Annotated in this window: 7 protein-coding genes; 2 read left to right on the top strand and 5 right to left on the bottom strand. The window is 74.6% G+C overall.

The window, feature by feature from the left end; genetic code table 11:
• Nucleotides 1–249 precede the first annotated feature (249 nt).
• Nucleotides 250–1,380 (bottom strand): ROK family transcriptional regulator, encoded by a 1,131-nt coding sequence (locus RLT57_RS28275; RefSeq protein ID WP_311300077.1) that lies wholly within the window; start codon nucleotides 1,378–1,380, stop codon nucleotides 250–252.
• 316 nt (nucleotides 1,381–1,696) lie between these two features.
• A complete protein-coding gene (locus RLT57_RS28270) occupies nucleotides 1,697–4,300 on the bottom strand; it encodes a glycoside hydrolase family 3 C-terminal domain-containing protein (protein WP_311300076.1) in 2,604 nt (867 codons plus the stop codon).
• Between the two features lie 910 nt (nucleotides 4,301–5,210).
• Here RLT57_RS28270 and RLT57_RS33745 point away from each other — a divergent pair.
• Together RLT57_RS33745 and RLT57_RS28260 are read left to right on the top strand one after the other, a co-directional pair.
• Nucleotides 5,211–8,258, top strand: coding sequence for a discoidin domain-containing protein (locus tag RLT57_RS33745; RefSeq protein ID WP_311300075.1), 3,048 nt, complete (start codon nucleotides 5,211–5,213; stop codon nucleotides 8,256–8,258).
• Between the two features lie 153 nt (nucleotides 8,259–8,411).
• Complete coding sequence (locus tag RLT57_RS28260; protein ID WP_311300074.1) at nucleotides 8,412–9,464, top strand: LacI family DNA-binding transcriptional regulator; 1,053 nt, start codon at nucleotides 8,412–8,414, stop codon at nucleotides 9,462–9,464.
• A 34-nt stretch (nucleotides 9,465–9,498) separates the two neighbouring features.
• Here RLT57_RS28260 and RLT57_RS28255 read toward each other — a convergent pair whose 3' ends face one another.
• The 3 genes from RLT57_RS28255 to RLT57_RS28245 all read right to left on the bottom strand — a co-directional run bounded on the left by RLT57_RS28255 (nucleotide 9,499) and on the right by RLT57_RS28245 (nucleotide 12,427).
• The gene (locus RLT57_RS28255) at nucleotides 9,499–10,263 is read right to left on the bottom strand and encodes a 4'-phosphopantetheinyl transferase family protein (RefSeq protein ID WP_311300073.1); all 765 of its coding nucleotides are present in this window, start codon (nucleotides 10,261–10,263) and stop codon (nucleotides 9,499–9,501) included.
• The gene (locus RLT57_RS28250) at nucleotides 10,260–11,123 is read right to left on the bottom strand and encodes a metallophosphoesterase family protein (protein WP_311300072.1); all 864 of its coding nucleotides are present in this window, start codon (nucleotides 11,121–11,123) and stop codon (nucleotides 10,260–10,262) included. Before RLT57_RS28250 ends, RLT57_RS28255 begins: the two co-directional genes overlap by 4 nt.
• Nucleotides 11,124–11,239: 116 nt before the next feature.
• Nucleotides 11,240–12,427 (bottom strand): acetyl-CoA C-acyltransferase, encoded by a 1,188-nt coding sequence (locus RLT57_RS28245; RefSeq protein WP_311300071.1) that lies wholly within the window; start codon nucleotides 12,425–12,427, stop codon nucleotides 11,240–11,242.
• Nucleotides 12,428–12,443: the final 16 nt, after the last annotated feature.

Below are 12,443 nucleotides of genomic sequence, written 5' to 3'. Positions count from 1 at the left end.
CCGCCAACCGCCTGCCGCCCGCGCGGGTGCGGACCGCCGGCCTCGAAGCGGGCCCCGGCGTTCCGCTCGCGGTCGGCCGTCCTCACCGGCCCCGCGGGCCCTCGGGGGCCGGACGCGGCGGCCCGGCCGGGCGGCTACGGCTACGGCTACGGCTACGGCTACGGCTACGGCTACGGCTACGGCAGGAGGGGCCCGGGGCGCCGGAGGGTTCCCCTCGCGGGCGCACGGCGCGGCCGCGAGGGACCCTGCCTATCGCCCGCCGTCCGTGAGCAGTTCGTGGACGGGCAGCGTCGCCGCGCCGAGGGCGACCGCCTCCTGGCCGAGCCGCCCGAGTTCGAGTCGGGTGCCGGCGGCCATGTAGTCGAGGCTGTGGCGGCGCATCGCGTCGTGGACGGCGGGGAGCATCGCGGGACCGAGGGCCATGCTGAGCCAGCCGGAGAGGATCACCCGGTCCGGGCTGAGCAGGTTGACGAGGTTGGCGATGCCGATGCCCAGGTACTCGGCCGCCCAGCGCACGGTGTCGGCGGCGGGCCCCGGCCGCGCCGCCTCGGTGACCAGGTCGGTGATCCGCTCCTCGACGCCGGTCGACGCCGGCGCGGGCGCGCCGGGGATCTGCCGGTAGTGCCGCAGGATCGCCTCGGCGCCGACGTACGCCTCCAGGCAGCCGTACGAACCGCAGCGGCAGGGCGCGCCGCCGGCCTCGACCACGGTGTGGCCCCACTCGCTGGTCGTGCTGGTGACTCCGCCGGGCGAGCCGGTGGCCACCGCGGCGCCGACGCCGACCGCGAGCAGCGCGACGATCGCCCGCTGTGCGCCCCGGCCCGCGCCGCGCCACATCTCGGCCTGGCCGAGGGTGCGGGCGCAGTTGTCCAGGTGCAGGGGCGCGGCGACGTGCGGGCGGAGCAGCGCGTCGAAGGGCACGCCGGACCAGCCGAAGGTGGGGGCGTGCACCAGGCCGTCGGGCAGCACCGTGCCGGGGATTCCCACGCCGACGCCCAGGAGCGCGGCGGGGTCGGCGCCGGCCTTGGCGGTGACCTCCTCGATGCCGGCGGTCACCAGCCCGGCGAGCACGGCGGGTTCGGGCCGGCCCTCGTCCATCCGGTAGGTGGCGGTGGCGAGGGTGTCGAGGGTCCAGTCGAACAGGCCGACCTGGACGTGCGTCTCGCCGATGTCCACGCCGACGACCCGCGCGTAGCCGGGTCTGACCTCCAGCAGGGTGCGGGGCCGACCGCCGTCGGAGTCCAGCAGTCCCGCCTCGGCGACCAGGCCGTCCGCGACGAGGTCGGTGACGACGTTGCTGACCGTCGCGGAGCTGAGGCCGGTGGCGCCCATCAGGTCGAAGCGGCTGGCCGGGCCGTGCAGATAGAGCTTCGTCAGCACGGACGTACGGTTGTGCCGGCGGAGATCCCTGGTGGTCCGACCCACGTCGCGCTTCACCGGGCCCCCCTCACGATGTCGGTGCCGGCGGCCGGGCCGGTGCGACCGAAGGGAACCGGCCGGACGCGGCGCAGCGGTGCCGTAGTGGCGCACGGCACCCCCGGGAGATCGCAGTACATGCCACATACTGCCAGAACGCGGGCGCGCCGCCGCCATGAAGGGAGCGCACTTCCGGCCTGGTACGGGTCGGGCGGGCGCCCCTCGCGGTCAGGTGTCGAGGGGCGCCCGGTCTCGGGGCGACGTGCCGCGGGCCGGCGGGTCAGGGGGCGGGCGGCCGGGAGAGCGGTTGCCGGGCGGCGGAGGGGCCGGCGTGCAGGGTGTACGGGCCGGGGCGCGGCTCCCAGCGCCCGTGCTCGGGCGACCAGCGCTCGAAGACGCGGGGGGCGACCGGGATCTCGGCGACGACTTGCTCGCCCGGCCCGGCGGTGACGGCGGCGTAACCGGCCAGTCGGAGGCCGCCGTCGTCGTACGGGTCGGGGCCGGTGGTCAGGTACAGCTGGACGACCTCCCGGCCGGGCCGGCCGCCGGTGTTGCGGACGGTGACCCGGGCGGTGACGGGGGTGGCGAGGGCGGCCGGCCCGGCGCCGTCCGGCGCCGCGACGTCCCGCGCCGCACCGCCGGACGTCGCGATGTCCAACCCGGTGACGTCCAGTTGCTCGTAGGCCCAGGTGGTGTAGCCGAGGCCGTGGCCGAACCAGTAGGCGGGCTCGGCGCCGGCCCGCCGCCAGGCGCGGTGGCCGAGGTACGGGCCCTCGTCGTAGCGGAGCACACCGCCGGTGGGGGTGGTGGAGGGATGCGGCGGGGGAGCGCCGTGGGAGAGCGCTCCCCAGGTGGTAGGGAGCCGGCCGCCGGGCTCGGCGCGGCCGAAGAGCACGTCGGCGAGGCCGTGTCCGGCCTCCTGGCCGGGGAACCAGCACAGCAGCACCGCGGGAGCGCTCTCCCGCCAGGGCAGTTCGACCGGGCCGCCGGAGTTGACGATCACCACGGTGCGCGGGTTGGCGGCGACGACCGCGGCGACCAGTTCGTCCTGGCGGCCGGGGAGCGCGAGCGAGGGCCGGTCGAAGCCCTCGCTCTCGATCTCGTCGGTGGTGCCGACCACGACGATCGCGGTGTCGGCGGCGCGGGCCGCCTCGACCGCCTCGGCGATCAGCGCGTCCTCGTCGCGCCGCGGCGGGTCCATGGCCAGCGCCACGGCGTGGCCGTGCCCGTCGGCCCAGTGCCGGGTGGCGGTCAGCAGCAGTTCCCGGCCGGCGTCGACCCGCCGGACGGCGGTGCGGAAGGCGGGGGTGACGTGCAGATAGGTGGGGTCCTGCGACTCCGGGGTGACGTAGGTGTCGAGCAGCACCTCGCCGCCCGCGGTCAGCACGACGGCGTCGAGGCCGACCACCGAGAACCGCCACTCCCCCGGCGTGTCGACCGTGACCAGGGCGCTGACCTCGACGGCCGCGGCGGTGTCGGCCAGTTCGGGCGCGTCGCCGGACTCCAGGATGCGGCCGCTGAGCCGGTGCTCGGTGTGGATCTCGGTGCCGTCGGCGGCAAGGTAGCGGACGAGGACGCCGGGGGTCCCGGTGCGCGGGTCGCGGGCGTTTCCGGTGTGGAGGGGGGTCGGGCGGGTGGTGAGGACGGCACCCTCGGCGTGTATGACGGTCGTACCGGTGTCGGAGAGCGCTCCCCGAATGCCGTCGAGCGGCGAGACGACCGCTTCGGGGAAGACCGCCGCGCTGCCGCCGCCCTGGAAGCGGGCCGCGGCGGCGTTCGGGCCGATCACCGCGATCCGGCGCGGAGCCACCGGATCGCCGGCGGCCAGCGGCAGCAGTCCACCCTCGTTGCGCAGCAGCACGCAGCCGGCCGCGACCGCCCGCCGCAGCAGGCCGCGGGCGTCGCCGGGTGTGGGGAAGTCCCGCGGCGCCGGCCCGCTGTCGAGCGCGCCGACCCGGGCGGCCAGCAACAGGATCCGCCGGACCTTGTCGTCGATCGCCTTCTCCGGCACCCTGCCCTCGCGTACGGCCGCCAGCAGCGGCTCGCCCCACCGCGGTTCCGGTCCCGGCATGGCGAGGTCCTGTGCGGCGAGGGCGGCGGCCTCGGTGGAGCGGACCGCGCCCCAGTCGGAGACCACCACGCCGTCGAACCCCCACTCGCCCTTGAGCGGTTCGGCCAGCAACGGGCTCTCGGACATGGTGGCGCCGTTGACCCCGTTGTACGCGGACATCACGGTCCACACCCCGGCCCGTACCGCCGCCTCGAAGGGCGCGAGGTACAGCTCGCGCAGCGTCCGCTGGTCCAACCGGGCGTCCAGGGTGAGGCGTTCGGTCTCCGAGTCGTTGGCGACGTAGTGCTTGGCGGTGGCGGCGACCCCGCCGGCCTGCACCCCCCGGATGTACGCCGCCGCCGTGCGCCCGGTGAGCAGCGGGTCCTCGGAGTAGCACTCGAAGTGGCGTCCGGCGCCGGGGCTGCGGTGCAGGTTGAGGGTGGGCGCGAGCAGCACGCCGACACCCTTGCGGCGGGCCTCGGCGGCGAGCAGCCCGCCGAGTTCGGTGACCAGTCCGTCGTCCCAGCTCGCGGCGAGCGCGGTCGGGGAGGGCAGCGCGAGGGAGGTGTCGCGTTCGTCCCAGCGTTCGCCGCGCACCCCGGCCGGGCCGTCGGAGACGCCGATGGCCCGCAGTCCGACGGCCGGTTCGGCCTGCAGGCGGAAGGCGGCGGCGCCGGACAGCAGCCGCACCTTGGCGGGGAGGTCGAGCGCGGCGACGAGCGCGTCCAGTTCCGCCGCGGTCGGCTCCACCGGGCCGGCGGCCTGCTCCCGGGTGGTGGCGGCGGGGGGCGCGGGGTGCGGGGGCGGCGGGGACGCGGGGGTGATCATGGTCATCCCTTCATGGCCCGTACCCGTGCCGCCGCCGGTCGGTGACGGTGCGTCGGCGACGGGGGGCCGCGTGGTCGGTGGGCGGGGCCGGGCGCTGAGCGGGGCGGCGCTGCGGGCGGTGGAGTCGGGGTCGGGCCGGAGGACTGCGCGGGACGGGCCGAGGGTGAGGGCGGTGGAACGGTGAGCCCGGGGACGGTGGAGCTGAAGGGCGGTGGAGCGGTGGAGCGGTGGAGCGGTGGGATCATGGTGCCGGGAGGAGTTGTCGCCCGCCGCAAAGTGGGAGAGCGCTCTCCCACCCCCGTACCATCAGCTCCCCCGGCACCCTCTGTCAACCCCGGCACCCCCGCCCCGGCCGGCCCGCCTCCGGCCGACCGGCCGCACCGCCGTCGCGCACGGTTGCCGGTCGGCCGAACGGACCGGCTGCCACGGTGTCCCACCTGCGAAGACCCACGCACAGCCGCCCTCACCGCCCGCGCCCACGCGTCGGGCCGCCCGGTCGGCCGGTCTCCGGCGGGCCGCAGGGCAGCCGTGGTCCGGACCCGTTCCCGCGCCGGGGCGGCCCCGCGGACCACGGCGGCGCAGGAAACTTCCCGGGTCGCCGACCGACCCGCCCGCCGCGCGGACCAGGCGGACCACCGGTCGCACGGACCCCGTCGGTTTCCCTCCCCCAGGGCCTCCGGCCTGCTGTTTCCCGTTACCGGGCCGCCTTGCCCCAGCCTGTTGCCGGGCCGCTCCGGGCGGACGGGAGGGACCGCGGGCGCCCGGCGCGCGGCCGACCCGTGCGGTTCGATCCCTTGACACCCCGGAAACGCAGCGGCAACCATCGGGGCCACTGAGAGAGCGCTCTCCCAAGCCTCTTGCCGTCGTTGGGGCGGCGCCCTCCCCTCCTTCCCCCCTCGCATCGCAGGAGACCGGCATGAGAGCCTCACCCTCAGCCATCGCCCGGCTCGGTTCGCTTCCCCCGCCCCTTCGTGTGCTGCTGCTCACCCTGCTGGCCACGGGGCTCGCGCTGTACGCGCTGGCCGTACCCGCCACGTCCGCGCACGCCGCCGACGCACTGCTCTCGCAGGGCAGGCCGGCCACCGCCTCCAGCACCGAGGGCGCCGGGTACCCGGCGTCGGCCGCCGTGGACGGCAGCGCCACCACCCGCTGGGCCAGCGCCTGGAGCGACCCGCAGTGGGTGCAGATCGACCTCGGCGCGTCCTCGACGCTCAGCAAGGTGGTGCTGAACTGGGAGAACTACGCGACCGCGTACCAGATCCAGGTCTCGGACGACGCCGCGCAGTGGACGACGGTGTACTCCACGACCGCCGGCACCGGCGGCACGCAGAACCTGACCGTCAGCGGCTCCGGCCGCTATGTCCGGCTGTACGGGACCGCGCGGGTCAACGGCTACGGCTACTCGCTGTGGGAGTTCCAGGTCTACGGCACGGCCGGGACCGGGAGTGCCGGCGGTACGACCGGCGGCACGACCGGGGGCAGCACCACCCCGCCGCCCGGCAACTGGACCACGCTGTGGAGCGACGACTTCAACGGGGCGAGCGGCGCGCCGCCGGCCTCGGGCGACTGGATCGTCGACACCGGCACCGCCTATCCGGGCGGCACGGCCGGCTGGGGCACCGGGGAGGTGGAGACCGCCACCGCGGATCCGGCGAACCTGGGTCTGGACGGTAGCGGGCACCTCAACCTGACCGCCGTCAAGTCGGGTTCGTCGTGGACGTCGAGCCGGATCGAGACCCGGCGCAGCGACTTCACCGCGCCGGCCGGCGGCCGGTTGCAGATCTCCGCGACGCTCAAGCAGCCCGACCCGGCCAAGGCGCTCGGCTACTGGCCGTCGTTCCGGGCGATGGGCGCCGCCTACCGGGGCAACCCGGCCGCCTGGCCGGCGGTGGGTGAGAGCGACATCATGGAAGACGTCAACGGCCGCAGCCAGTTGTCGGCGACGCTGCACTGCGGGACCGCGCCAGGCGGCAACTGCGCCGAGTACAACGGGCTGACCAGCGGCCTGGCGACCTGCACCGGCTGCCAGACCGGTTACCACACGTACTCCGAGATCATCGACCGCACCACCTCCGACGAGCAGATCCGGTTCTACCTGGACGGCAGCCAGGTGTGGCAGGTCAGCGAGTCGCAGGTGGGCGTGGCCACCTGGAACGCGGCGGTGCACCACGGGCTGTACCTGGACTTCAGCCTGCGGATCGGCGGTTCGTACCCGGACGCGGTGTGCGGCTGCACCTCGCCGGGCGCCGACACCTCCTCGGGCGGCGTCCTGAGCCTGGACAACGTGACGGTGTCGCAGACCACCGGCAGCGCCCCGGCGCCGCTGACCGATCCGCCGGTGCCCACCGCGTCGAGCACGGTCCATGTGACGGGGGGCCAGGGCGACTGGCAGCTGACCGTGGACGGAAAGCCGTGGCAGGTCAAGGGGGTGACGTGGGGTCCGGCGACGGGTACCGCCGACGCGCACATGCGCGACCTGAAGGCACTGGGCGTCAACACGCTGCGGACCTGGGGCACCGACGCGAGCAGCAAGCCGCTGCTGGACTCGGCCGCCGCGTACGGGCTGAAGGTGGTCAGCGGCTTCTGGCTCAACCAGGGCGCGGACTACGTGAACGACACCGCGTACAAGACCAGCACCCTCAACGACATCAAGAACTGGGTGACGACCTACAAGAACCATCCGGGCGTGCTGATGTGGGACGTCGGCAACGAGGTCATCCTCACCACGCAGGACCACTACACCGGCGCGGCGATCGAGCAGCAGCGCATCGCGTACGCGCAGTTCGTGGAGCAGGTGGCGCAGGCGATCCACGCCATCGACCCGAACCACCCGGTGACGTCGACGGACGCGTGGACCGGGGCGTGGCCGTACTACAGGCAGTACACGCCGTCGCTGGACCTGTACGCGGTCAACTCCTACGGCGCGGTGTGCAGTGTGAAGCAGGACTGGGTCAACGGCGGGTACACCAAGCCGTACATCGTGACCGAGTCCGGCGAGGCCGGCGAGTGGGAGGTGCCGAACGACGCCAACGGGGTGCCGACGGAGCCGACCGACGTCCAGAAGCGGGACGGCTACCTCTCGGCCTGGGGCTGCGTCACCGGGCACACCGGGGTGGCGCTGGGCGCGACGCTCTTCAACTACGGCGAGGAGAACGACTTCGGCGGCATCTGGTTCAACCTGCGTCCCAGCGGCTGGAAGCGGCTGTCGTACTACTCGGTGGCGAAGGACTACGGTGGTACGCCGCAGGCCGACACCCCGCCGGTGATCGGGTCGATGACGCTGGGCAACACCGCGTCGGTCCCGGCCGGCGGCACCTTCGACGTGACCGCGTCGGCGACCGATCCGGACGGCGACGCGATCAGGTACCAGCTGATGTACACCTCCAAGTACGTCGACGGCGGCACCGGGCTGCGCCAGGTGGACTTCACGCAGACCGGCAACGGGCGGTTCACGGCGACGGCGCCGAAGGCGCTCGGTGTGTGGAAGGTGTACGTGTACGCCTACGACGGGCACGGCAACGTCGGTGTCGAGACGCGGTCGTTCCGGGTGGTGGCGCCGCCGGTGGGCGGTACGAACGTGGCGCTGGGACGGCCGACCACGGCGTCGACGTACCAGCAGACCGGTGACGGGGCGCCGTTCCCGCCGTCGAACGCCACGGACGGCCGCTGGGAGACCCGTTGGGCGAGCGAGTGGGCCGATCCGCAGTGGATCCAGGTGGACCTGGGCCAGGTGACGGCCGTCAAGCACGTCCAGCTGGGCTGGGAGGCCGCGTACGGGAAGGCGTACCAGGTGCAGGTGTCCAACGACGGCACCAACTGGACGACGGTGTACACCACGTCCGCCGGGACCGGGGGCGTGGACACCTTCGACGTCAGCGGGTCGGGCCGGTACGTGCGGGTGACGATGGGGACGCGCGGTACGGCGTACGGCTACTCGCTGTGCGAGTTCGGCGTGTACGCCTGAGCCGTCCCCCGGGTGCCCCGCCCTCGTAGTGGAGGCGGGGCACCCGGGGGACACGGAGGGGCGGTGTGCGGGTGGCCTGTGGGGGGTCGCCGCACCCCGCCCCATCTGCGACTCGACCCGGAGAGCGCTCTCCGGCGTGGTATAACTTGGACCATGACGAGCAGCCGTCCCGGGCGGCCCCACCAGCCCACGCTGGAAGACGTCGCGCGGACCGCCGGGGTGTCGCGTGCCACGGTGTCGCGCGTGGTCAACGGGACGCGCAACGTGGACCCGGAGATCCAGCGGGTCGTCCAGCAGGCGGTGGCCGAGACCGGCTACGTGCCCAACCGGGCGGCCAGGACGCTGGTCACCCGCCGCACCGACTCCGTCGCCCTGGTCTTCTCGGTGCCGAACCACACCACGGCCGACGACCCGTTCCTGGGGCGGGTCTTCAGCGACCCGTTCTTCGGGCGGGTGATGGGCGGGCTGCTCACGGTGCTGCGCCCGCGCGGGGTGCACCCGGTGCTGATGCTGGCCGACTCCGAGGACGCCCGGCACGACCTGGCCGCCAACCTGCGGCAGGAGCACATCGACGGGGTCGCGCTGGTGTCGATAGCGCCCGGCGACTCGCTGCCGTTCCTGCTGACCGAGGCGGGCGTGCCGACGGTCCTCTTCGCCCGGCCGCAGACGCCGATCCCGATCAGCTACGTGGACGTGGCGCAGCAGGCGGGGGCCCGGCTGGCCGCCGAGCTGCTGCTGTCCCGCGGCTGCCGCCGGATCACCACCATCGCGGGGCCGTTCGACTCCCCCGCCGGCCAGGACCGGCTGGCGGGTTTCCGCGACGCGATGGCCGAGCACGGGTACGCGTTCGTGCCGAGCGTCGAGGGCAGCTTCACGCAGGAGGGCGGGGAGCGTGCCATGCGGCAGCTGTTGCAGGAACAGCCGGACACCGACGGGGTGTTCGTCGCCAACGACCTGATGGCCCAGGGCGCGCTGCTGGTCCTGCGCGACCACGGCCGCCGGGTGCCGGAGGACGTGGCGGTGGTGGGCTTCGACGACAGCAGCGCGGCCCTGGCGTCGCGTCCGCTGCTGACGACGGTACGGCAGCCGGTGGAGGACATGGCCGCGGAGATGGCCGCGCTGCTGATGGCGCTGATCGACGACCCGGCGGCCGAAACCCGCTCGGTGATCTTCAAGACCACGCTGGTGCGGCGCGCCTCGGCCTGATCTCCCCCGGGCCGGCGCCCGCCGGATGCGGCGGCTACTCGTTGGGAACCACGATGGCGGTGGCCAGGTATCCGTCGCGGACGATCCAGCGGCCGGTGAACACGTCAGGTCCGACGCCTTCGGCGAGCAGCGGGCCCGGGATCAGCAGCCGCGCGGTGTACGTACCGCTGCCGTCCGCGAGGCCGCCGGGGGCGCCCGGCGTGCCGGCGGCGGTGCGCGGGCCCGCCGCGGGGCCGCCGGCGGGGCCCGCGGCGGTGTCCGGGTCGCGGGTGAAGAGGAGTTCGGCCTCCTTGAAGCCGAGCATCCGGCGGTGGAAGGGGTACCACGCCTTGTAGACGGTCTCCTTGGCGCTGAACAGCAGCCGGTCCCAGCGGAACGCGGGGTGTTCGGCGGTGAGGCGGTCCAGGGCGGCCTGTTCGGCGGGGGTGGCGAGGATGACGTCGAGCACGCCGTCGGGCAGCGGGCCGTGCGGTTCGGCGTCGATGCCGAGGGTGAGGATGTCGCCGGCGCGAGCGACGGCAGCGGCGCGGTAGCCCTCGGTGTGGGTGATGCTGCCGACGAATCCGGCCGGCCAGACCGGCGCGCCGCGCCGCGCGTCGCGCAGGATCGGCCCGGACGGCGCGCCGAACGCGGCGAGGGCGGCGCGGGCGCAGGCCCGGCCGGCGGTGTACTCCGCGCGGCGCTTGGCGACCGCCTTGGTGATGGCCTCGGCCTCTTCCGGGAACAGCGGGGCGTGATCGAGTTCGTCGCCGTATGCCACCCGCGAGCGCACCGCGGGCGGCACCAGGTGCTCGATCACCGGCGGGCCCCCTCGCGTCCGGCCAGGATGCGGCGGGGCTCCAGGGGGCCGCTCGCGCGGCTGCCCCATTCGCGGGGGTAGCCGAGGGAGACCTCGGTGAAGCGCACCCCGTCCAGCGAGGTGACGCGCGGAATGTGCAGGTGGCCGTAGACGACCTCGGTGGCCCGGAAGCGGCGGTGCCAGTCCTCGGTGAGTTCGGTCCCGCACCACAGCGCGAAGGAGGAGTAGCGCAGGATGGCGGTCGGATCGCGCTGCAGCGGCCAGTGGTTGGCGAGCACCGTCGGCAGGCTCGGGTCGAGCTCCGACAGCCGGCGTTCGGTCAGGGCGACGCGGGCGCGGCACCAGTCGTCGATGCCGGACAGCGGTTCGGGGTGCAGCATCATCTCGTCGGTGCAGACCACGCCGAGCCGGGTGGAGTGGGCGACGGCCTCTTCCTTGGTGGTGGCGCCGGGGGTGCCGGCGCGCCAGGTGTAGTCGTAGAGCAGGAACAGCGGGCACACCGCGACCGGGCCGCGCTCGCCCTCCCAGATCGGGTACGGGTCCTCGGGGGTGATCACGCCGAGGTCGCGGGCGGTGCGCACCAGGTGCTGGTAGCGGGCTTCGCCGCGCAGGGTGACCGGATCGCCGGGCGGGGTCCACAACTCGTGGTTGCCGGGCAGCCAGATGACGGTGCCGAAGTTCTGCTTGAGGGTGGTCAGCGCCCAGTTGATGTCGGCGAAGCGCTCGCCGACGTCGCCGGCGACGATCAGCCAGTCCTCGTCCGTGGTGGGCCGCATCCGTTCCACGATGGCGCGGTTGGCGTCGTATCCGACGTGCAGGTCGCTGATCGCGAGGAGTTGCGGTCCGCCGGGGCCGGTCATGTGGTTGCCGTCCGTCCGCGTGTCGGTGTATGCACCCGAAGAGTGTTACAGAGCGAGGCCGAGTGGCCAACCCCGTCTTTTCCCGGGGGGCTTCGCCGGCCGCCCGGGGCCGGGCGTCAGTCGCGGTCCACCAGCACGGCCGCGCCCTGGCCGACGCCGACACACATGGTGGCGAGGCCGCGGTGGGCGCCGGTGCGGTTCATCCGGTGCAGGAGCGTGGTGAGGATGCGGGCGCCGGAGCAGCCGAGCGGGTGCCCGAGGGCGATGGCGCCGCCGGTGGGGTTGACCAGGTCCGGGTCGATACCCAGGAGCCGGACGGAGGCCAGGGCCTGGGCGGCGAACGCCTCGTTGAGCTCGGCCTCCTCGATGGAGTCGACGCCGCGGCCGAGCCGGTCCAGCACACGCCGGGTGGCCGGCACCGGGCCGATGCCCATGACGTCGGGGTGGACGCCAGCGCTGGCGCCGGCCGCGTACCGGCCCAGGGATTCCAGGCCGAGGTCGCGCAGCGCGTCCTCGCTGACCAGCAGCAGGGCGGCGGCGCCGTCGTTCATGGGTGAGGAGTTGCCGGCGGTGACGCTGCCGCCGTCGCGGAACACCGGGCGCAGCTCGGCGAGTCGCGCGGCGGTGGTGTCCTCGCGGATGGACTCGTCCTCGGTGACGACGACCGCGTCGGGGCGGGTGACGGGCACGATCTCGGCGTCGAACAGGCCGTCCTTGCGGGCCTCGGCGGCGTTGCGGTGGCTGCGCAGCGCGAACGCGTCCTGGTCGGCGCGGTCGACCCGGTAGCGGCCGGCGACTTCTTCCGCGGTCTCGCCCATGGACAGCACGCCGTGCAGTTCGCGCATCCGGGGGTTGGTCAGCCGCCAGCCGAGGCGGGTGTCGTGCGTCTCGATGGCCCGCGGCAGCGCCTCGTCGGGGCGGGGCAGGACGAAGGGGGCCCGGCTCATCGACTCCGAGCCGCCCGCGACCACGATCTCCGCCTCGCCGGCCGCGATCATCCGGGCCGCGCTGGTGACCGCCTCCATGCCGGACGCGCACAGCCGGTTGACGGTGGCGCCGGGGACCGTCTCGGGGAGCCCGGCGAGCAGGACCGCCATCCGGGCGACGTTGCGGTTGTCCTCGCCGGCCTGGTTGGCGGCCCCCCAGTAGACGTCGTCGATCCTGGCCGGGTCGAGCGCCGGTACACCGTCGAGCAGGGCCCGCAGCACGGTCGCCGCGAGGTCGTCCGGCCGCACCGTGGAGAGCGCTCCCCGAAGTCGCCCGATCGGAGTACGGCGGGCGGCGGCGAAGTGGACTGGGCGCATCGCGGACTCCTCGCAG

Source organism: Streptomyces sp. ITFR-21 (assembly GCF_031844685.1).
Taxonomy (GTDB): Bacteria; Actinomycetota; Actinomycetes; order Streptomycetales; family Streptomycetaceae; genus Actinacidiphila.
This window is presented reverse-complemented; position numbering and strand designations above follow the sequence as displayed.